General features: G+C 70.1%; 19 protein-coding genes and 1 tRNA gene. 11 read left to right on the top strand and 9 right to left on the bottom strand.

Annotation, left to right across the window (positions count from 1 at the left end):
* Positions 1 to 92: 92 nt before the first annotated feature.
* The gene (gene phoR / locus ACZ48Z_RS15005; RefSeq protein WP_468736250.1) at positions 93 to 1,349 is read left to right on the top strand and encodes a two-component system sensor histidine kinase PhoR; all 1,257 of its coding nucleotides are present in this window, start codon (positions 93 to 95) and stop codon (positions 1,347 to 1,349) included.
* A 5-nt stretch (positions 1,350 to 1,354) separates the two neighbouring features.
* Entirely contained in the window at positions 1,355 to 2,026 is a 672-nt protein-coding gene (gene phoP, locus ACZ48Z_RS15000) for a two-component system response regulator PhoP (protein WP_005476807.1), read from the top strand.
* A 92-nt stretch (positions 2,027 to 2,118) separates the two neighbouring features.
* Here phoP and ACZ48Z_RS14995 read toward each other — a convergent pair whose 3' ends face one another.
* Positions 2,119 to 2,766 (bottom strand): copper chaperone PCu(A)C domain-containing protein, encoded by a 648-nt coding sequence (locus ACZ48Z_RS14995; protein ID WP_468736249.1) that lies wholly within the window; start codon positions 2,764 to 2,766, stop codon positions 2,119 to 2,121.
* A gap of 609 nt (positions 2,767 to 3,375) precedes the next feature.
* On the opposite strand from ACZ48Z_RS14995, the gene ACZ48Z_RS14990 reads away from it, so the two are divergent.
* The 6 genes from ACZ48Z_RS14990 to ACZ48Z_RS14965 all read left to right on the top strand — a co-directional run bounded on the left by ACZ48Z_RS14990 (position 3,376) and on the right by ACZ48Z_RS14965 (position 9,906).
* A complete protein-coding gene (locus ACZ48Z_RS14990) occupies positions 3,376 to 3,858 on the top strand; it encodes a CarD family transcriptional regulator (protein WP_006380568.1) in 483 nt (160 codons plus the stop codon).
* A gap of 318 nt (positions 3,859 to 4,176) precedes the next feature.
* Entirely contained in the window at positions 4,177 to 4,941 is a 765-nt protein-coding gene (gene ispD / locus ACZ48Z_RS14985; protein ID WP_468736248.1) for a 2-C-methyl-D-erythritol 4-phosphate cytidylyltransferase, read from the top strand.
* On the top strand, positions 4,931 to 5,428 hold the full coding sequence (ispF, locus tag ACZ48Z_RS14980) for a 2-C-methyl-D-erythritol 2,4-cyclodiphosphate synthase (RefSeq protein WP_468736247.1): 498 nt from the start codon (positions 4,931 to 4,933) through the stop codon (positions 5,426 to 5,428). The genes ispD and ispF overlap by 11 nt, the downstream gene beginning before the upstream one ends.
* 77 nt (positions 5,429 to 5,505) lie before the next feature.
* Positions 5,506 to 6,903: a cysteine--tRNA ligase gene (gene cysS, locus ACZ48Z_RS14975; protein ID WP_468736246.1), complete on the top strand. Its 1,398-nt coding sequence runs from the start codon at positions 5,506 to 5,508 to the stop codon at positions 6,901 to 6,903.
* A gap of 111 nt (positions 6,904 to 7,014) precedes the next feature.
* Positions 7,015 to 7,956 carry a 23S rRNA (guanosine(2251)-2'-O)-methyltransferase RlmB gene (gene rlmB, locus ACZ48Z_RS14970; RefSeq protein WP_356106418.1) on the top strand — a complete coding sequence of 314 codons (942 nt, stop codon included), beginning with the start codon at positions 7,015 to 7,017 and terminating at the stop codon, positions 7,954 to 7,956.
* 288 nt (positions 7,957 to 8,244) lie between these two features.
* Positions 8,245 to 9,906: a DoxX family protein gene (locus ACZ48Z_RS14965; protein ID WP_468736245.1), complete on the top strand. Its 1,662-nt coding sequence runs from the start codon at positions 8,245 to 8,247 to the stop codon at positions 9,904 to 9,906.
* Positions 9,907 to 10,135: 229 nt separating this feature from the next.
* On the opposite strand, the gene ACZ48Z_RS14960 is transcribed toward ACZ48Z_RS14965, so the two are convergent.
* From ACZ48Z_RS14960 to ACZ48Z_RS14950, 3 genes are all read right to left on the bottom strand, one after another.
* Entirely contained in the window at positions 10,136 to 10,867 is a 732-nt protein-coding gene (locus ACZ48Z_RS14960) for a nucleotidyltransferase family protein (RefSeq protein WP_468736244.1), read from the bottom strand.
* A gap of 58 nt (positions 10,868 to 10,925) precedes the next feature.
* Positions 10,926 to 11,384 carry a hypothetical protein gene (locus tag ACZ48Z_RS14955; protein ID WP_328748382.1) on the bottom strand — a complete coding sequence of 153 codons (459 nt, stop codon included), beginning with the start codon at positions 11,382 to 11,384 and terminating at the stop codon, positions 10,926 to 10,928.
* Positions 11,385 to 11,610: 226 nt separating this feature from the next.
* Complete coding sequence (locus tag ACZ48Z_RS14950) at positions 11,611 to 12,747, bottom strand: ABC transporter ATP-binding protein (RefSeq protein WP_468736243.1); 1,137 nt, start codon at positions 12,745 to 12,747, stop codon at positions 11,611 to 11,613.
* 216 nt (positions 12,748 to 12,963) lie between these two features.
* Here ACZ48Z_RS14950 and ACZ48Z_RS14945 point away from each other — a divergent pair.
* A tRNA-Thr gene (locus ACZ48Z_RS14945) sits at positions 12,964 to 13,037 on the top strand.
* Between the two features lie 14 nt (positions 13,038 to 13,051).
* Here the strand turns inward: ACZ48Z_RS14945 and ACZ48Z_RS14940 are convergent.
* Both ACZ48Z_RS14940 and ACZ48Z_RS14935 read right to left on the bottom strand, forming a co-directional pair.
* Positions 13,052 to 13,564, bottom strand: coding sequence for a GNAT family N-acetyltransferase (locus ACZ48Z_RS14940; RefSeq protein ID WP_468736242.1), 513 nt, complete (start codon positions 13,562 to 13,564; stop codon positions 13,052 to 13,054).
* Positions 13,561 to 14,487, bottom strand: a complete 927-nt coding sequence (locus ACZ48Z_RS14935; protein WP_468736241.1) for an aminoglycoside phosphotransferase family protein — start codon at positions 14,485 to 14,487, stop codon at positions 13,561 to 13,563. The genes ACZ48Z_RS14940 and ACZ48Z_RS14935 overlap by 4 nt, the downstream gene beginning before the upstream one ends.
* On the opposite strand from ACZ48Z_RS14935, the gene ACZ48Z_RS14930 reads away from it, so the two are divergent.
* Positions 14,486 to 15,139 (top strand): rhomboid-like protein, encoded by a 654-nt coding sequence (locus ACZ48Z_RS14930; RefSeq protein ID WP_468736343.1) that lies wholly within the window; start codon positions 14,486 to 14,488, stop codon positions 15,137 to 15,139. The genes ACZ48Z_RS14935 and ACZ48Z_RS14930 overlap by 2 nt on opposite strands.
* 11 nt (positions 15,140 to 15,150) lie before the next feature.
* Positions 15,151 to 16,548, top strand: coding sequence for an NAD(P)/FAD-dependent oxidoreductase (locus tag ACZ48Z_RS14925; protein WP_468736240.1), 1,398 nt, complete (start codon positions 15,151 to 15,153; stop codon positions 16,546 to 16,548).
* A 262-nt stretch (positions 16,549 to 16,810) separates the two neighbouring features.
* On the opposite strand, the gene ACZ48Z_RS14920 is transcribed toward ACZ48Z_RS14925, so the two are convergent.
* Genes ACZ48Z_RS14920 through ACZ48Z_RS14910 form a run of 3 tightly spaced genes read right to left on the bottom strand, consistent with a single transcriptional unit; the run spans position 16,811 to position 20,534 of the window.
* Positions 16,811 to 18,298, bottom strand: coding sequence for an MFS transporter (locus ACZ48Z_RS14920; protein ID WP_468736239.1), 1,488 nt, complete (start codon positions 18,296 to 18,298; stop codon positions 16,811 to 16,813).
* A 44-nt stretch (positions 18,299 to 18,342) separates the two neighbouring features.
* On the bottom strand, positions 18,343 to 19,332 hold the full coding sequence (locus tag ACZ48Z_RS14915) for a zinc-binding dehydrogenase (RefSeq protein WP_468736238.1): 990 nt from the start codon (positions 19,330 to 19,332) through the stop codon (positions 18,343 to 18,345).
* A gap of 41 nt (positions 19,333 to 19,373) precedes the next feature.
* The gene (locus tag ACZ48Z_RS14910; RefSeq protein ID WP_468736237.1) at positions 19,374 to 20,534 is read right to left on the bottom strand and encodes an NAD(P)-binding protein; all 1,161 of its coding nucleotides are present in this window, start codon (positions 20,532 to 20,534) and stop codon (positions 19,374 to 19,376) included.
* Positions 20,535 to 20,581 lie beyond the last annotated feature (47 nt).

The raw sequence follows: 20,581 nt of genomic DNA, 5'->3' as shown, positions 1-20,581 counted from the left end.
CACTGGCTCCAAGGTGAACTCTGGGCGACGAGTGTTCGAGCTCGCACTCCTACCGCTGTGGCCAGGACCGATCCCATGCCTAACCTGGAGGCATGGACGTGAACGCGGCAGTCGCCGCAGCGGCAGCGATCGCCGGTGTGCTCACCGGCGTCATCGCCATGCTGGCGTTCCGCTGGAGCGAGCGGGAGCAGAAGCGCCCCACCCGCACATCCCTGCACACGGACCCGGTGCTTCCGCCGGGCGTGGACACCGTCCTGTCCGTGCTCCGCTCCTCGGCCGTCGTCCTCGACGAGGCCGACGCCGTCGTCAAGGCGAGCTCCGCCGCGTACGCCCTCGGGCTGGTCCGCGGCGGCAAGCTCTCCGTGGAGCCCATGCTCCAGATGGCCCGGGACACCAGGAGAGACGGCGAGATACGCCAGGTGGAGCTGGACCTTCCGAGGCGCGGAACCGGTCGCGGGGAGGCCCTCGCGGTCTCCGCGCGGGTGGCGCCGCTCGGCTCCCGGCTGGTGCTGCTCCTCGTGGAGGACCTCACCGAGGCCCGGCGGATCGAAGCGGTACGACGCGACTTCGTCGCGAATGTCAGCCATGAGCTCAAGACTCCCGTCGGCGCGCTCTCCCTCCTCTCCGAGGCCGTCATGGACGCGTCCGAGGACCCGGAGGCGGTGGAGCGCTTCGCCGGCCGTATGCAGATCGAGGCGACCCGGCTCACCAGCCTGGTCCAGGAACTCATCGACCTCTCCCGGGTGCAGAACGACGACCCGCTGGAGGACGCCGAGCCGGTCCGCGTGGACGAACTGGTCGCCGAGGCCATCGACCGCTGCCGGCACCAGGCCGGCACCAAACAGATCACCATGGCCGCCGCCGGCGCGGCCGAGCTGCGGGTCTGGGGCAACCGCGGCCAGCTCGCCGCCGCTCTCGGCAACCTCGTCGAGAACGCCGTCAACTACTCGCCCGCCCGCACCCGCGTCGGCATAGCCGCCCGCCGGGTACCGGTGCCGAGCGGCGACCTGATCGAGGTCGCCGTCACCGACCAGGGCATCGGCATCTCCGACAAGGACAAGGAGCGCATCTTCGAGCGCTTCTACCGCGTCGACCCGGCCCGTTCCCGCCAGACCGGCGGCACGGGCCTCGGTCTCGCGATCGTCAAGCACGTGGCCGCCTCGCACGGCGGGGAGGTCACGGTGTGGAGCTCGGAGGGACAGGGCTCCACGTTCACCCTCAGACTGCCGGAGGCGGGCGCGGCCCGCGACCGCGCGCTCCAGCACCCCGACCTCGACGACGAGGACGGGCATTCCACCCCCGAGTCGGCTTCTTACGACCCGCTTCCCGCCCCGGAGGTCCTTCCGTGACCCGAGTGCTCGTCGTCGAGGACGAGGAGTCCTTCTCCGACGCCCTTTCGTACATGCTCCGCAAAGAGGGCTTCGAGGTCGCCATCGCGGCCACCGGCCCCGACGGACTCGACGAGTTCGAGCGCAACGGCGCCGACCTCGTCCTCCTCGACCTGATGCTGCCGGGCCTGCCCGGCACGGAGGTCTGCCGCCAGCTGCGCGGCCGCTCCAACGTCCCCGTCATCATGGTGACCGCCAAGGACAGCGAGATCGACAAGGTCGTAGGGCTCGAAATAGGAGCCGACGACTACGTCACCAAGCCGTTCTCCTCCCGCGAGCTGGTCGCCCGTATCCGCGCGGTCCTGCGCCGTCGCGGCGAGCCGGAGGAGGTCACGCCGGCCGCCCTGGAGGCGGGCCCGGTCCGCATGGACGTCGACCGCCACGTCGTGACGGTCTCCGGCTCCAAGGTCGACCTCCCCCTCAAGGAGTTCGACCTCCTGGAGATGCTGCTGCGCAACGCCGGCCGCGTCCTGACCCGTATGCAGCTCATCGACCGGGTCTGGGGCGCCGACTACGTCGGTGACACCAAGACCCTCGACGTCCACGTCAAGCGCCTGCGCGCCAAGATCGAGCCGGACCCGGGTGCCCCCAGGTACCTGGTGACGGTGCGCGGACTCGGCTACAAGTTCGAGCCGTAAAGAGAAACGCCTGCCGTCACGCGGAAGGGCGGGACCTCCTCGGAGGTCCCGCCCTTCCGCGTACGCGTCGTACGACGCTCCCGTACGGCCGCTCAGTGGCTCGCGGCCGACTCGGTCGCCGTCGCGCTCGCGGAGCCCGCCGTGTCGCCGGGCTTCGCCGAGCCGGCCGCGCTCGCGGAGCCGGTCGGCGTGGGCGAGGTCACCGGCGGCGACGGGATCGCCGACGGGCCCCACTTGGTGAAGTAGCTGTCGGCCGGCACCACGAAGGCGCGCAGGCTCACGTCACCCGTCGTGCTGAAGGTGAAGGTGACCTTCTGGGCGTTGCCGTCCTTGACGCTCTCCCCGATCTCGGCCACCGAGGCGGAGGCGTTGCCCTTGCCGCCGATGATGACGGAGCCGTAGGCCGGGACGGTCACCTTGCCCTTGCCCTTGGCGGGCTTGAGCTCGGCGCTGCCACCGCCGTCGACGCTCACGGCGTCCAGGGTCTGGGCGGTGTCGGTGCCGTTGTAGACGGTGGCGGAGACCACGGCGGGGCCCTTGGTCTCGCCCGAGGCCTGGGTCGAGGGCTGGGTGATGACCACGACGTTCTGGAGCCTGATGCCGCCGACGCTGGTCTCCGCGTTGTCCGGCTTGACCTCCAGCGTCTGGGCGTTGTTTCCGGCTGCGCACGCGGAGAGCGCGGTGACCGAGAACGCGATGGCGGCGGCGGCGAGGACGCCGCGTCGAAGGCTGCTGCTCACGGCGGCGGCAACTCCTTGACTTGAGCGAGGCGGCCGTAAAGCCGCGCTAAGTGTCTGTCAGCGGCCTCAGGTTACCGAGCCGTTCCCACCGGGCCGCACCCGACCCTCCCCAAGAGGCGTTTCTCTCCGGTCACTCCGGTTCACAAGTGACTCGTGGGTCACTTGGGTCCCGCACTCCGGCGCTCGTCCGGCGCTCGTCCGGCATTCGGATAACCGCCTCGGCATCCAGTAGCAAAACTTCCGTGAAGGAATGCGTGATCGCCCCCGGAATTGATCACCGGCTGATCCGTCCGGCGTCGTGTGATCAATTCCTGAATCGACGCGGAACCGACTCCTGACTCCGAACGGAGTAGCGGAAGTCGCACACATGGAACCGGACATTTGGGGACGTTAGCCCGAGCGGAGGGGCTTCCGGGTGTGTGTAACGTACGCGTTTCACCTCCCCCGGAGAGCCGCTCCGACCTGCGAATACCTTCTTCCGCTCGGCCGTCGCAGCACGTTCCTGTTGCAGTTGTCAAGCCCCGAGATATGCCCTGACCTGCGAAAACGCCATTCAGGAACCGCAGTTTCCGTGTTACCCTGGATAGCCACGGAAGGGGTACCTGTCACATGACGTTCAAGGTTGGCGACACCGTGGTCTATCCCCATCACGGGGCCGCGCTGATCGAGGCTATCGAAACTCGCCAGATCAAAGGCGTGGACAAGACCTACTTGGTGCTGAAGGTCGCCCAGGGCGATCTGACGGTACGTGTGCCAGCGGACAATGCGGAGTTCGTCGGCGTGCGTGATGTGGTCGGTCAGGAAGGGCTGGACCGGGTCTTCGAGGTGCTGCGCGCGCCGTACGCCGAGGAGCCCACGAACTGGTCCCGTCGTTACAAGGCAAACCTGGAGAAGCTCGCCTCCGGCGATGTCATCAAGGTCGCGGAAGTCGTGCGTGACCTGTGGCGTCGTGAGCGTGAGCGCGGACTCTCCGCAGGTGAGAAGCGCATGCTCGCCAAGGCGCGGCAGATCCTGGTGAGCGAACTCGCCCTCGCGGAGAACACGAACGAGGACAAGGCCGAGGCGCTGCTCGACGAGGTTCTCGCGTCCTGAGCATTCCTGTGCAGGCACCCTGCCCGCTCAGCTCAGCACACACTGAAACCTGATTGCCGCACTGATAATGCCGCGGTGCCCGATGACGCAACAGCTGTCGCCGGGCGCTGCGGCATGTCCATGTCCGGATGCCGACATCCACGACGTCACCGGCTGCCGTGCGCGTGTTCCTCTCGGGGAAAGCTCCCCCGATACTTGGCGTGCCGGGCCCGGGCAGCAGGCTCGACCGGGGTCACGGAAGGGTCCGGTCAAGGCGTCGCGCCCGGCACGCTGTCTCCGTACCCACGTTGGCCGAGCACACAAACCTGACAGGAACCGATGTCTGACGTTTCGCGCCCCGAGCCCGCCGCAGCCCGTGCGGAAGCCCGCACCGCGGTGGTGATTCCGGCCGCCGGAAGGGGCGTACGCCTCGGTCCGGGCGCCCCCAAAGCACTCCGCGCGCTGAACGGCACCCCCATGCTGATCCACGCGGTCCGCGCGATGGCCGCGTCCCGTGCCGTCTCCCTGGTCGTCGTGGTGGCCCCGCCCGACGGCGCCGGCGAGGTCAAGTCCCTCCTCGACGCCCACGCGCTGCCCGAGCGGACGGACTTCCTCGTCGTCCCGGGCGGTGACTCCCGCCAGGAATCGGTGAAACTCGGCCTGGACGCCCTCCCCTCCCACTACGACATCGTCCTGGTCCACGACGCGGCCCGCCCGCTCGTCCCGGTCGACACCGTCGACGCCGTCATCGAGGCCGTCCGGGAGGGCGCGCCCGCCGTCGTCCCGGCCCTGCCCCTCGCGGACACCGTGAAGGAGGTCGAGCCGGCGACCGCTCCCGGTGAGCCGGAACCAGTGGTGGCGACCCCGGTCCGCGCCCGCCTCCGCGCCGTACAGACCCCGCAGGGCTTCGACCGGGCCACGCTGATCCGCGCCCACGAGACGGTCACCGAGGACGTCACCGACGACGCGAGCATGGTCGAGCAGCTGGGGCTCACGGTCGTCGTCGTGCCCGGACACGAGGAGGCCTTCAAGGTCACCCGCCCACTGGACCTGGTCCTCGCCGAGGCGGTCCTGGCCCGCAGGAGGCTCAACGATGGCTTCTGAGCAGCCCGTGATCCTGCCCCAGGTCGGCATCGGCACCGACATCCACGCCTTCGAGGAGGGCCGCGAACTGTGGTGCGCGGGCCTGAAATGGGAGGGTGAGGGACCCGGTCTGGCCGGCCACTCCGACGCGGACGTCGTCGCCCACGCCGCGTGCAACGCGCTGTTCTCGGCAGCCGGCCTCGGCGACCTCGGACAGCACTTCGGCACCGGGCGCCCCGAGTGGTCGGGTGCGTCCGGCGTCACCCTGCTGACGGAGGCGGCCCGGATCGTGCGCGAGGCCGGCTTCGTCATCGGCAACGTCGCCGTACAGGTCGTAGGGCCGCGCCCGAAGATCGGCAAGCGCAGGGAAGAGGCGCAGAAGATCCTCTCGGAGGCCGCCGGTGCACCGGTGTCGGTGTCGGGAGCCACGACCGACGGGCTCGGCTTCCCCGGCCGGGACGAAGGGCTGATGGCGGTGGCGACGGCGTTGGTGGCGCGCAGGGCCTGAGATGTGTCGTGGCGGGCGGAGTCTGAGATGTCTCGGACGGGTGCAATGCACGGGGGTTCGCCCACTACCCTGGACCCGTGACCATTCGCCTGCACGACACCAGCGCCCGGCAGATCCGTGACTTCGCCCCGCTCACGCCGGGCTGCGTCTCGATCTACCTCTGTGGCGCCACCGTGCAGGCCGCCCCGCACATCGGCCACATCCGCTCCGGCCTGAACTTCGACATCATGCGCCGCTGGTTCGAGTACCGCGGCTACGACGTCACCTTCATCCGCAACGTCACGGACATCGACGACAAGATCATCACGAAGTCCCGTGACCAGGGCCGCCCCTGGTGGTCCATCGGCTACGACAACGAGCGCGCGTTCAACGACGGCTACGACGCCCTCGGCTGCCTTCCGCCGACGTACGAACCGCGCGCCACCGGGCACGTCCCCGAGATGATCGAGATGATGCGCGGGCTCATCGAGCGGGGCCACGCCTACGAGTCCGACGGCAACGTCTACTTCGACGTGAAGTCCTTCCCGGAGTACCTCCAGCTCTCCAACCAGGAGCTGGAGAACCTCCTGCAGCCCTCCGCCGACGGCGAGACGGGCAAGCGGGACCCGCGGGACTTCGCCCTGTGGAAGGCGACCAAGCCCGGCGAGCCCGACTGGGAGACCCCGTGGGGCCGCGGCCGCCCCGGCTGGCACCTGGAGTGCTCCGCCATGGCGCACAAGTACCTCGGCACCGCCTTCGACATCCACGGCGGCGGCCTGGACCTGATCTTCCCGCACCACGAGAACGAGATCGCCCAGGCCAAGGCCTACGGCGACGAGTTTGCCCGGTACTGGGTGCACAACGCCTGGGTCACCATGAGCGGCGAGAAGATGTCCAAGTCGCTCGGCAACAGCGTCCTCGTCTCCGAGATGGTCAAGCAGTGGCGGCCGATCGTGCTCAGGTACTACCTGGGCACACCCCACTACCGCTCGATGATCGAGTACAGCGAGGACGCCCTGCGCGAGGCGGAGTCCGCGTTCGCCCGGATCGAGGGCTTCGTCCAGCGGGTCGTGGAGAAGGCCGGTGACGTGGCGCCGGCGGCCGAGGTACCGCCCGCCTTCGCCGAGGCCATGGACGACGACCTCAGCGTCCCGCAGGCGCTCGCCATCGTGCACACCACCGTCCGGCAGGGCAACAGCGCCCTCGCGGCCGACGACAAGGAAGCCGCGGTGGCCCGCCTCGCCGAGGTGCGTGTCATGCTCGGCGTCCTCGGCCTGGACCCGCTCGACCCGCACTGGGCCGGCGAGACCGACCGCGGCGAGGACCTGCACGGCGTCGTCGACAGCCTCGTACGCCTGGTCCTCGACCAGCGCGAGGCGGCCCGCGCCCGCAAGGACTGGGGCACAGCGGACGCCATCCGCGACCAACTGAGCCAGTCGGGACTGACCATCGAGGACAGCCCCCAGGGACCGCGCTGGACCCTCGGACCGCGCTAGTCCCACCCCCGGTCACCGAAGATCGATTGTGCCGCCCGGCCTTCCGGGCGGCACACTGCATGAACGTACGAACATTTCACTGACGCAGCACCGACGTAGGACAGGTAGGTCATGGCAGCCAACAACCGCCGCATGTCCGGCAAGAAGGGCGCGCAGGTCGGCAGTGGCGGCCAGCGACGCAAGGGCCTGGAGGGCAAGGGCCCGACCCCGCCCGCCGAGGCGCGCAAGGGACACAAGAAGAACCGAATCGTCAACGCCAAGGCGAAGCAGGCGGTACGCCGCCCCGCCCCGCGCGGCCGCGGCGGCAAGGGCACCTCGGAGATGGTCGTCGGCCGTAACCCCGTCGTCGAGGCGCTGCGCGAGGGCGTGCCCGCGGTCACGCTCTACGTCCAGCAGTTCATCGACAACGACGAGCGGGTCCGCGAGGCGCTCCAGCTCGTCGCCGACCGGGGCGGCGTCCACCTCATGGAGGCCCCCCGCCCCGAGCTCGACCGCATGACCAACGGGCTCAACCACCAGGGCCTGGTCCTCCAGGTCCCGCCGTACGAGTACGCCCACGCCGAGGACCTCGCGAGCGCCGCCTACGACGAGGGTCAGGACCCCCTGATCGTCGCCCTCGACGGCGTGACCGACCCGCGCAACCTCGGTGCCGCCGTCCGCTCCGTCTCCGCCTTCGGCGGCCACGGCGTCCTCGTGCCCGAGCGGCGCGCGGCCGGCATGACCGCCGGTGCGTGGAAGTCGTCCGCCGGCACGGCCGCCCGCACCCCCGTCGCCCGCTGCACCAACCTGACGCGCGCCCTGGAGGCGTACAAGAAGGCCGGCATCGCGGTCGTCGGCCTCGCCGCCGACGGCGAGCACGAGGTGGGCGACCTGGAAGCCCTCGGCGGCCCCGTCGTCATCGTGGTCGGCAGCGAGGGCAAGGGCCTGTCCCGCCTGGTCGGCGAGACCTGCGACTACCGGGTGCGGATCCCCATGCCGGGCGGCGCGGAGTCGTTGAACGCCGGTGTGGCGGCGGGCATCGTGCTCTATGAGGCGGCCCGCCGACGGGCTTGAGGGCAGTCGGCGCAAGCAGGCGGAGCCCGCCGGTCGGAGGCCGGCGCAGGCGTCCGAAGCCGCGAAGCGTGCGAGGGCGGCAGAAGGAGGCGCCGCCGGTGCGGCGGCGGGCATCGTGCTGTACGAGGCGCCGCGCCGCCGGGCCTGACAGCGTGCGCCCGCGGGGTTGAACAGGTTTTCGGCGCAGTCCCCCACACGGGGTATTCGTGGCGTACGGGGCAACCTTGACGGGGTCCGGACAGATCCGGCGAGTCAAAGCAGTGTCCTAAACACACGTCACTCGGTTAGATGAGTGTGGACACCAGAACACCCCGCACACCCACGGGGGGCGGCTCGTCGGGATTCGATTCCGGGTTCGATGACGCTCCCGCGCTGAGCATGGTGAAGGTGCCGAGCGATCCGGCGCAGATCATCGTCAACCACGCCAGCTTCCGCGTCCAGTTGGGCGCGTCGACGCGGCGCACTGCCCAATCCCAGCGGATCGCACGGCACTTGAGCGCCGCCGAGGACACCGCGCGCATCGCGGCCGTCGGCGCCACAGCGGTCAGAACCGGCGCCGCCCCCGTCGCGGGGCGCCGCCGGCCCGTTGTGTGGAGCGGCAAGTCCGCCCCCGACGACACCGGCGCCCACCGTCTGCTCCAGGCCGTGCGGGGCGGCAGCGTCGGCCACGGCGAACCCCCCGCCGCCGACGCCGGAGCCACCCAGGTCATCCCCCGCATCGACGTCGAACGCGGCTACGAGGCCGACTACGGCGCCGAGTTGGCCCAGACCATGGAGACCCCGGTCGTCGGCGCCCAGCGCACGCACGAGGGCGCCGACGGCACCCGACTCCTCCCCGGCATGCGGTCCGTCGGCAGCGCCTACGACGAACCCGCCTACCCGGCAGAGGAGTTCACGGACGGCTACTACGACGAGACCGGCGCCGGCCGCCCCCCGAAGCGGCAGGGCGACGAACCCGCGCGGCACGCCTACTACCCGGGCCGCCGGATGAACCTCGGCGTCGTCCTCCTCCCGCTGCGCATCTTCCTCGGCTTCATCACCATCTACGCCGGCATGGGCAAGCTCTGCGACCCCGTCTACTTCGACGGCGGCGAACGCGGCTCCATGGTCAAGTGGCTCAACACCCTGCACCCGTGGGAAGTGGCCGAACCACTGCGCCAGTTCGCCCTCCAGCACCCGGTCGGCGCCGGCCTCGTCATCGCCTTCCTCCAGGTCATCGTGGGCGTCCTCACGATCCTGGGCTGCTGGCAGCGCGTCGGCGCGGTCCTCGGCGCCGGCCTCTCCGCAGCGCTCCTCGTCACCGTCAGCTGGAAGAGCGTCCCCGCCTACGACACCCCCGACATCATCTACCTCGCCGCCTGGTCCCCGCTGATCATCGCCGGCGCCCCCGTCTACTCCATCGACGGCCGCCTCGCGGGCAGCGCCTGGCGCCGCCTCGGCCCCCGCTCCGACATCTGGGAACTGCGCCGCTACGTCCTGCGCCGCGGCGCCCTCATCACCGCGATCGTCATGGGCCTGACCCTGCTGATCGGCTCGGTGCTCGGCGGCGCCGTCCGGGACGCCGACCGCGTCATCGTCCCCGGCCCCGGCGAGGCCCCGCGCAACGAACTGCCCGGCTCCCCGCTCCCGCAGGACTCCGCCAAGGCCCGCAAGAAGAGCCCGTCGGCATCCACCACGCCCAGTCACGGCGCCACGAGGGGCCCCTCCGCAGGCGCCTCGGCCACCCCCGGCGCCACCCGCGACACCGGCACCACCACCGGCTCACCCAGCCAGACCCAGGGCACCACGGGCCAGACCGCACCCCAGCAGTCCTCCCCGGCCCAGCAGGCCCCCAGCACCACCTCAGGCCCCACCGGCGGCACCAGCACCTCCGGCGGTTCAACAGGCGGCTCCGGCACGGGGGGCTCCTCCTCCGGCGAACCGGGCCTGGTCGGCGGCCTGTTGGGGTAGGCGGGCCGGTGGGCGACGTACTGGGCAAGCCCACCGGCTGAGACACGCAAGCCCACGAAAAGGTCCCGCACCCGTGGAGGTGCGGGACCTTTTCAATGCAGGGAGACGAAGAGTTCTCAGGGGCGCGGGGCCGTACTCGATGTGCGGCTACCGCCGCGTGGGAGCGACCAGCCACGACGGACCCGCACCCGGCAGACGACCGTCACCGCACCCGGCCGGAAGACGACCGTCACCGCCCCAGAGCGGCCAGCTCCTTCGCCGCCTCCGTCAGATCCTTCGCGGTGTCGATGGCCCGCCAGTACGCCCCCTGAGGAATCGGGAACCCGGCCAGCCGCAACTCACGCGCGAGCGTGGGAAACGTCGTCCGCTCATGATCCCCCCGCTCCGGCAGCAGAGCCGCGAACGCGGGCGAGAAGACGTACACACCCGCGTTGATCTCGAACGTCGACGGCGGAGCCTCGATGAAGTCCGTGATGTGCCCGAAGCCGTCGGTCTGCACGGCCCCCCACGGAATTCGCGGACGCGCCAACGCGAGCGTCGCCACCGCGTCCCGCTCGGTGTGGAAGTCCGCCATGTCACGCAGCGAGAAACGGGTCCAGATGTCACCGTTCGTCGCGTACCACGCCCGCTCCGGGTGCGGCAGATGCGCGGCCGCGTACTTCAGACCGCCACCGCGGCCGAGCGGCTCCGTCTCGATGACGGTGGTGACACGCATCGGAAGATCGGCCGTCTTCAGCCAGTTCTGCAGCACATCGGCGAGATGCCCACAGCTGACCACCACGTCCGTCACGCCCTCCTCGGCGAGCCAGACAAGCTGATGGCCGATGATCGGAGTCCCCGTACCGGGGATCTCGACCATCGGCTTGGGCCGGTCGTCGGTGTAGGGACGCAGCCGGGAGCCCTGGCCGCCGGCCAGGATCACGGCCTGGGTGGGACGGGACGCGGCGTTCTGATCGGTCATGACCGAAACTGTACGACGCGCCCCTTTCCCGACCTCGGTCGGCGTCCCCGGTCGCGGGTCAGCCGTGCGCGGCCGCCACCCCCGTCGCGAACGACGTGTCACAGACGGGGCGGGTGTACGACTGAGCGCGCTTGGGACCGTACACACGGACCGCTGCGCGGCCCAGGGCCTTCGCGATGGAGACGCAGTGCCTGGCGAGCGACGGACGGTCGTTGACGGCCTCCTGGAGGTGCGTGAGGGCGATACCCGGGTTCTTCTCCTGGAGCTCGGTCAGCAGCTGCTCGCGCAGGACGTCCTGCGGAGCCAGGGGAGCGCTGCGTGGCTTGCCGTCGGAGACCGTCGCGTCCGAAGCGGTGAGCACCGAGGAGCTCGAGGGATCCCCCGACCAGTTGACTCGGGTGACCGCCAGGGTCCCGGAGAGAACCAGGACGACGGGCAGGACAAGGGCGAGGGAGCGGCCGATACGGCGGGCGGGGCCCCGGCCGCGTCGCGTCTGTTGGTTAGTGGAGTGCTTCACGCGTGTGAGGGTAGCGTGCGGTAATGATTTGGCGACATTTAGTCACCGGTTCGGGGGATGAGATGGTGCCGCTTTTTGGGTAAGGCGTTGACGCACACTGCTCGAAATGACCGAAGTGCCGGGGTATCCGGCGAGTATCCGACGATGGCGCCCGGGCACGAGAAGGGCCCCGCAGCACTCTGCGGGGCCCTCTTCGTCAACGCGGGTGAATTCGCGCGATATGTCCTCAGTCGGTGAGGCGCTCGCCCGTGGAGGTCGAGAACACGTGGATCTCGCCCGGACGCGGCACGACGTGCAGCGTGGCGCCCTTCTCCGGGACCGCACGGCCGCTGACACGCACGACCAGGTCCTTCAGCTCACCGTCGACCTTGGCGGAACCGTAGACGTAACCGTCGGCGCCGAGCTCCTCGACGACGTTCACGGTGACCGCGAGACCGGCCGGGGCGTCCTCGGTGTCCTTGGTGAGGGCCGAGGCGGCGGCGCCGTTGTGCTCGACGACGTCGAAGTGCTCGGGACGGACACCGACCGTCACCGTGGTGTCACCCTTGTCGGAGGCGGCCGTGAGGGCCTCACGGTTGACGGGCACCACGCTGTTGCCGAACTTCACACCGCCGTCGGTGATCGGGACCTCGACGAGGTTCATCGCCGGGGAACCGATGAAGCCGGCGACGAACAGGTTCGCCGGACGGTCGTACATGTTGCGCGGCGAGTCGACCTGCTGGAGCAGACCGTCCTTCAGCACGGCCACCCGGTCGCCCATCGTCATGGCCTCGACCTGGTCGTGGGTGACGTAGACGGTGGTGATGCCCAGACGGCGCTGCAGCGACGCGATCTGCGTACGCGTCGACACACGGAGCTTGGCGTCCAGGTTGGACAGCGGCTCGTCCATGAGGAACACCTGCGGCTCACGCACGATGGCGCGACCCATGGCCACACGCTGGCGCTGACCACCGGAGAGCGCCTTCGGCTTGCGGTCCAGGTACTCCGTGAGGTCGAGGATCTTCGCGGCCTCCTCGACCTTCTGCCGGATCTCCGCCTTGTTGATGCCGGCGATCTTGAGCGCGAAGCCCATGTTGTCGGCGACGCTCATGTGCGGGTACAGCGCGTAGTTCTGGAACACCATGGCGATGTCCCGGTCCTTCGGCGGCAGGTGCGTGACGTCGCGGTCACCGATGCGGATGGCGCCGCCGTTGACGTCCTCGAGCCCCGCGAGCATGCGGAGCGAGGTGGACTTACCACAGCCGGACGGGCCGACGAGGACGAGGAACTCGCCGTCTTCGATGTGGATGTCGAGACCGTCGACGGCGGGCTTCGTGGAACCCGGGTAAATACGGGTCGCCTTGTCGAACGAAACAGTGGCCATGACTCAGAGGCCCCCTTCTACCGGCAGGAACGTGCCGGACGATCCGTTGTAGGAAGGTGGTGGTGTAGTCCACACGAGTGGACTGGGTCAGGACGGTACCCGGGGTTCACGCGTATGTCAGTACCTGGAGGTCTGTGAACTTCGCGGAAATTTTCGACAGGCCCCCATGGTGACCTGGGTACACTGCTCGAGCGCACGCACGCGGTAGTGGTGCACGCCTCCTTAGCTCAGATGGCCAGAGCAACGCACTTGTAATGCGTAGGTCGTCGGTTCGAATCCGACAGGGGGCTCCGAAAAGCCCAGGTCAGGAGGTTTCTGGCCTGGGCTTTCGTGTGTTCTCCGGGGCGTTGGCCACCCGTGTCAGGGCCTCGTCGGTGAGGCGGTAGGTGGTCCAGTCGGGCTGGGGGTGGGCGGTGAGGGATTCGTAGAAGGTGATCGCGGGGGTGTTCCAGTTGAGGACGGCCCATTCGAGGCGTTGGTAGCCGCGTTCGACGCAGATGCGGGCGAGTTCGGTGAGGAGGGCCTTGCCGTGGCCGGCGCCTCGGGCGGAGGGGCGGACGTAGAGGTCCTCCAGGTGGATGCCGTGGACTCCGCGCCAGGTGGAGAAGGTGAGGAACCAGATGGCGTAGCCGATCACAGAGCCGGTCGTGTCGTCGGTTGCCACGTGGGCGTAGGCCGCGGGGTGGTCGTTGAAGAGGGCTTGGTGGAGTTGCTCCGGGGTCGCCTTTGCTTCCTGCAACGCCTTTTCGTAGTCGGCTAGTTCTCGGATGAGGGTGTGGATCATGGGGATGTCGGCGGGGGTGGCGGGGCGGATCATGGGTGTCGGCTCCGGTGGGTGCGCAGGCGGTGGGCGATCTCGATGTGGTGGGGTGCCAGGGGGCGGCTGTCCCAGATGGCGTTCTGGAGGAGGCGTCCCAGGGTCCAGGCACGCGCGCGTGTGCGGTCCAGGCCGAGGGTGTCGGTCATGGCGTCGAAGCGCCAGGTGATCTCGTCGGCGTCGAAGCGGTTGTCGAGGGCGGGCCAGAGGTCGAAGCCGGGGTCGCCGGCGAGGGGTTTGGGGTCGATGGCGAGCCAGGGGGCGCGGTCGGAGGCGAGGACGTTGTCGTAGTGCAGGTCCCAGTGCAGGAGTCGGTCGCCGGGTTCGTCGGCGACTTCGCGCAGGGCGGCGGCGCAGTCGGCGACGAGGCGGCGGGTGTCGGGGTCGGTGATGCGTTGCAGGGTTTGTGGGGTTCTGTCGAGCATGTTCGCCGCGATGTCGCCGAGTCTGCGCAGGCCGGGTGGGGCGGGGGTGGCGGTGAGGTGGGCGAGTAGGCGGGCGATGACGAGGACGGCTTCGCGGGTGTCGGGCAGGGTGGAGAGCATGCGGGTGGAGTCGAGGCGCTCCAGGAGCATGGTGTGGGTGGTGGGGTCGTGGTCGAGGAGGCGGACGGCTCCGTCGCCGTTCCAGTGGCGTAGGGCGAGGGGTTCGCCGGCGCTTTCGTCGTCGCGGAGCTGCAGTTTGAGGGCGGCAGGGGTGTCGTCGGTGCGGCGTACGACGGGCAGGACGAGGGCGGTGACTCCGTGCATGGGGGTGCCGTCGGGTCTGAGGTCCCAGCGGTCCAGGAAGTCGGTCACGAGCGCGGGCAGTGCGGCGATGAACTCCCGTCCTTTGTCGCCGTTGTGAAGCTCCTGTGTCGCCGCCAGTTCCGCCGGGATGTCGATCACGCGGGGGACCCTACCGGCGTGCGTGAATCGCCTCATGCGAATTAACCGGGGTGTCCACTGGGTGCGGGCCTGGGTCCGTGGGGCCCCCGGCACCTATGTGTGGCTGGGGATTCTGTTCGTGACGACGGTGGCGTTGCATCACATGTCGCCAGAGTTCGAGGAGGAGTTCCTGCGGCAGCGTTCGACGAACATCCATGAGTTGTCGAGCAATCCGGTGCGGGTGTTGGTGTCCAGTGCCATGTGGATCGATGGCGGGCACTGGTTGCCGTATGTCGTGCTGTATTCCCTTTTTCATGCGCCGGTGGAGCGTTGGCTGGGTACCGCGCGGTGGTTGGGGGTGTGTGCGGCGGCGCATGTGCTGGCGACGCTGATCAGTGAGGGGGCGTTGTTGTGGGGGATCCGGCTCGGGGTGGCGCCCGCGTCGGCGGTCAACACGTTGGACATCGGGGTGAGTTATGCGTTGGCGGGGGTGGTGGCGGTGTTGGTGTACCGGATTCCGGCGCCGTGGCGGTACGGATACGGGTTCGTCGTTCTCGTGGTGTACGCGGTGCCGTTGGTGACCGGGCGGACGTTCACCGATCTGGGGCATTTCACGTCGGCGTTGATCGGGTTCGGGTGTTATCCGCTGGTCAGGGGGCGGGAAAGTGTGCGGATTCCGAAGGAGACAGCGGGTGCTTCGGCGGGTTAGCGTCCCTGGCCATGAGCAGTGGTGTCGTGAACGGCGGTGTCTCCTTCTGGTACGCGGACGACGGTTTTCCCGGGGTGCGGGAGCCGCTCGGTGGTGATGCGTCGGCGGATGTGGTGATCGTGGGTGGCGGGTACACGGGGTTGTGGACGGCGTATTACCTGAAGAAGGCGGTGCCTTTTCTGCGGATCACCGTCCTGGAGCAGAAGTTCTGTGGTTACGGCGCTTCCGGGCGTAATGGCGGCTGGTTGTACAACGGGATCGCGGGGCGGGAGCGGTACGCGAAGCTGCATGGTCATGAGGCTGCCGTGCGGCTTCAGCGGGCCATGAACGACACCGTCGGCGAGGTGGTCCGGGTGGTCGGCGAGGAGGGTTTCGACGCCGGTCTGCACAAGGGGGGCGTTCTCGAAGTGGCGCGTTCGCCCGCGCAGTTGGCGCGGTTGCGGGCTTTCCACGAGCACGAGTTGTCGTACGGCGAGAAGGACCGTGAGCTGTTCGGGGCCCGGGAGACGGCGGAGCGGGTCAGGGTGGCGGACGCGGTGGGGTCGTCGTGGACGCCGCACGGGGCGCGGGTGCATCCGGTGCGGCTGGTGAAGGGGCTCGCGGCGGCGGTGGAGGCGCTGGGGGTGACCGTTCACGAGCAGACTCCGGTGACGGAGATCCGGGCCAAGCACGCGGTCACGCCGTACGGCACGGTCCGGGCGCCGTATGTGCTGCGCTGTACCGAGGGCTTCACGGCGGCGCTGAAGGGGCAGCGGCGGACCTGGTTGCCGATGAACTCCTCGATGATCGCCACCGAGCCGCTGACCGAGGAGCAGTGGGCGGTGATCGGCTGGGAGGGGCGGCAGACGCTGGGGGACATGGCGCACGCGTACATGTACGCGCAGCGGACGTCCGACGGGCGGATCGCGTTGGGCGGGCGTGGGGTGCCGTATCGCTTCGGTTCGCGGACGGACAACGACGGGCGGACGCAGGAGGCGACGGTCGAGGCGTTGCGGGAGGTTCTTGTGAGCTTCTTCCCGATGCTGGCCGGGGTGCGGGTCGCGCATGCGTGGTCGGGGGTGCTGGGGGTGCCGCGTGACTGGTGTGCGTCGGTGACGCTGGACCGTTCGACGGGGGTGGGCTGGGCGGGCGGTTACGTGGGTTCGGGTGTCGCCACGGCCAATCTGGCGGCCCGGACGCTGCGGGATCTGGTGCAGCAGGACTCGGGGCAGGGTGGCCGGACGGAGTTGACGGATCTGCCGTGGGTGGGGCACAAGGTGCGCAGGTGGGAGCCGGAGCCGTTGCGGTGGCTGGGCGTGCAGGGCATGTACGCCACCTATCGCGCGGCGGACCGGCGGGAGCTGACGAGCCGGCGTGCGGAGTCGTCGCGGTTGGCGCGGTGGGCGGACCGGATTGCCGGCCGGCACTGATCGGACCGGACCGGACCGGACCGGACCGGATCGCGGCGGCGGCGGCGGTGGCGGCGGGTGGTTGGGTCGGGTTGGGTCGGGTCGCCGGTCGGCATTGTTCGGGTAAGGCTTTTTGCGGCCGGCGCCCGCACGCCCGGGGCCGTGAACGACGGCCGGGTGGAGTCTCTGACCTCGTTCACCGTCGTCCTGCTCGGCGCGGGTCCCCATGTGCCGGGGAGAGGGGAGGGGCGGCCCGGTACGGATCCGGGCCGCCCCTCGGCGTTCAGGCCACGGATTCCGGCAGTGGTGTCGGGGCGGGTGCCCCCTGTTTCGGTGGTTTCGTCGTCACCATCAGGGCCGCCATCAGGCCGGCCAGGAGCATGATGCCCACGGCCCACCAGATGGCGACGGTGTAGCCGTGCACGACGCCCTCCTTGACGATCAGGGCCTTCTGTGAGGAACCGGCCAGGTGGGCGCCGACGTAGGCGGTGCTGCTGGTGGTGGCGATCGTGTTGAGCAGTGCCGTGCCGATGGAACCGCCCACCTGCTGGGCGGTGTTGACGGTCGCCGAGGTCACTCCGGAGTCCTGCGGGGCGACGCCCGCGGTGGCGGTGGAGAACACCGGCATGAAGGTGAGGCCCATGCCGAGGCCCATGAGGAGCAGGGCGGGCAGGATCTCGGTGGTGTAGGAGCTGTCCACGGTCATCCGCGTCAGGATCAGCATGCCGCCCGCCGCGAGGACCATGCCGGGGGCCATGAGCATGCGTGGTGCGACGTGGTTCATCAGCCGGGCCGAGATCTGTGTGGAGCCGACGATGATCGCGGCGGTCATCGGCAGGAAGGCGAGGCCGGTGCGCACGGGCGAGTAGGCGAGCACGACCTGCAGGTAGTACGTCATGAACAGGAACAGGCCGAACATGCCGATGACGGCGAGCCCCATGGTCAGGAAGCAGCCCGCGCGGTTGCGGTCCTTGACGATGTGCAGCGGGAGCAGGGGCGTGCGCGCCCGGGACTGCCACCACACGAAGGCCGCCAGGAGTACGACGCCGCCCACGATCAGGGTGAGCACCAGGGGGTCGCTCCAGCCGCGTGGCTGGGCCTCGCTGAAGCCGTAGACGATCGCGACCAGGCCGCCGCAGCCCAGCAGCACGCCGGGTACGTCGAGACGGGCGCCCGCGTGGCCGGGGCGGTCGTGCAGCAGGACGAGGGCGCCGATGACGGCGGCGACGGCGATGGGCACGTTGACGTACAGGCACCAGCGCCAGTTCAGGTATTCGGTGAGCAGGCCGCCGACGATGAACCCGATCGCCGAACCGGAGCCGGCGAGGGCGCCGTAGATCCCGAAGGCCTTTCCGCGTTCCTTCGGGTCGGTGAACGTGGTGGTCAGCAGGGACAGGGCGGACGGGGCGAGCAGGGCGGCGAAGACGCCCTGGAGGGCGCGGGCGGCGAAGAGCATGCCGGAGCCGGTGGCCGCGCCGCCGAGTGCGGAGGCGGCGGCGAAGCCGACCAGGCCGATCACGAAGGTGCGCTTGCGGCCCACGAGGTCGGCGATGCGGCCGCCGAGCAGGAGGAGACCGCCGAAGGCCAGCGTGTAGGCGGTGATGACCCATTGCCGGTTGCCGTCGGACATGCCCAGGTCGCGCTGAGCGGAGGGGAGCGCGATGTTCACGATGGTCGCGTCCAGGACGACCATCAGCTGTGCGAGGGCGATGACCACCAGGCCCCACCAGCGCCGGGGGTCTGCTTGTTCACCTGTCCGGGTGACGCTCACCCGGCCAGCAGACCATGAATCGGTATGAGTCGCATCTGGGCGTGTCATGGCTCCAGGACCACCTTTCCGGTTGTGCCGCGCGTTTCCAGGGCCCGGTGCGCGGCCGCCGCGTCGGCGAGGGGGAAGCGTTGTACGGCGGGCGTGAGGCGGCCCGCGGCGGCCTCGGTGAGGGCGCGCAGTTCGAGGGTGCGGATGGGGTGGGGGCCGCCGGTTTTCTGTGTCATGGCGGGTCCGAGGACCTGCTCGGAGACACCCTCGACGAGATACGGCTGCCCTTCGTGGATGCCTTTGCCGGACCAGCCGAAGACGATGTGCCGGCCGGTCCGGTTCTCGTGGCCGAGAAGGGCGACGCACTCGCGGGCGACCTCACCGCCGACGCCGTCGAAGACGACGGTGACGTTCCGGCCGCCGAGGTGGGCGCGGACCTTGTCGGGCCATGCGGGGTCGGTGTAGTCGACGGCGAGGTCGGCGCCGTTCCTCTCGGTGAGGCGGACCTTGTGCGGGCCGCCCGCGAGGCCGATGACGGTGGCCCCCGCGTTCTTCGCGTACTGCACGAGCAGGGTGCCGATGCCTCCGGCCGCCGCCGGGATCAGGGCCACGGAGTCCGGTCCGAGCTCGGTGAACTGGAGGATCCCCATCGCCGTACGGCCCGTGCCGATCATGGCGACGGCCTGGGCGAAGTCGAGGTTCTGGGGGATCTCGTGGACGCGTTCGACGTCGGTGACGGCCAGTTCGGCGTAACCGCCGGGGGCGAAGCCGAGGTGGGCGACCACGCGCTTGCCGAGCCAGAGGCCGGCGACGCCTTCCCCCAGGGACTCGACCGTGCCGGCGACCTCGCGTCCCGGGATCGTGGGCAGCGCGGTCGGCTTCGGCAGGGGACCCTGCCGGCCCTCGCGCAGGGCGGTGTCCAGGAGGTGGACTCCGGCCGCCCGTACGGCGATACGTACCTGGCCGGGGCCGGGCAGCGGGTCGTCGGTGGTCTCGTAGGTGAGGTTCTCGGCGGGGCCGAAGGCGTGCAGGCGGATGGCGTGCATGAGGAGAACTCCCTGTGTCGTCAGGGCCCCACTCTTCGGCCTCAAGCATGCTTGAGGTCAAGAGCGTTGCGGCCGAGTGCCAGCGATACGGCGGCGAGCGCGCTGGTGAAGGACACCTCCGACAGCACGCCGGGTGCCGCGACCTGGTCACCCGCGAGGTAGACGCCGTCGCCCCGGTCGATGGCGGGACGGTCCCGCCAGCTCGTGCCGGGCAGGTCCACGGCTCCGGTACGGCCGTTCGCGACGGACTCGCGGCGCCAGGTCACGCGCTCGCGCCAGCCCTCGAAGGCGAGATCGAGGAGGTGCTCCGCGCGCGCGACCCCGTCGGCCCTGCTCTCGTGCGGGGCGATCGGGATCTGCCCCTGGAGGAGCTGTTCGCCCACGGGGGCAAGGGTGCGGTCCTGGGCGGTGAACCGTTCGATCCAGCCGGGCGAGTCGAGGTCGGAGACGGCGAAGGCGTCACCGCGCCGGGTGCGCAGGGCGAGGTCGACGAGTGCTGTACGGCCGCTCGGCCAGGTCAGCGAGTCGTCGCCGAGGAGCCTGCGGGCCGCGTCGAGGGAGGTGGCGACGACGACCGGGGTGTCGGTGGGCAGCGTGTCGACGCGGGACAGGGTCTCCATCCGGACGCCCAGGTTCCAGGCGTGGGCGGCCATGCGGTCCACGACGCCGGCCCAGCCGCCGCGCGGGTAGTGCGCCTCGGGCGGCAGCTTGGTGGCGCGCCGCAGCCGTTCCTGTACGAACGCGGCGGACAGGGCGCCGGGATCGTGGTGGAAGAGCGCGACGGCGGAGTAGTGGGCGGCGGCCCGGGCACCCTCCTCGCCCGCCTGCTCGGTCGCCCACGACATGAAGTCCACGTCGACGGGGGCGCGTTGGGCGCTGCGGCGGAGCAGTTTGAGCATGGCGAAGGGCGGGGTGCGGCGCAGGACACCCTTGTGCCTGAGCCGCAGCCGGGCCGCCTCCAGGGGCGGGAGCGGCGCCAGCGGGCCGACGAGGTCACGCTGTTGGAGCCAGGACCAGTGCGGGCCGCCGCTGTAGAGGGCGTGCGGACCGTCGTTCGTGCGGTACGGCGCCTCGGCGGTGCGGGCCCGGCCGCCGAGCGTGTGATGGGCCTCGTACACGGTGACCTTGACGCCCGCCTCGGCGGCGGTGATCGCCGCGGTCAGTCCGGCGAGGCCACCGCCGACGACGGTGATGCGGTGCATGACTTGGGGTCTCCCTCTGCTCGGAGTCGCGTGTCTCGCCGGTATGA

Source organism: Streptomyces sp. NPDC031225, from assembly GCF_055570355.1.
Note: the sequence above shows the minus strand (reverse complement) of the source record. Positions and strands in the feature narration are given on the sequence as shown.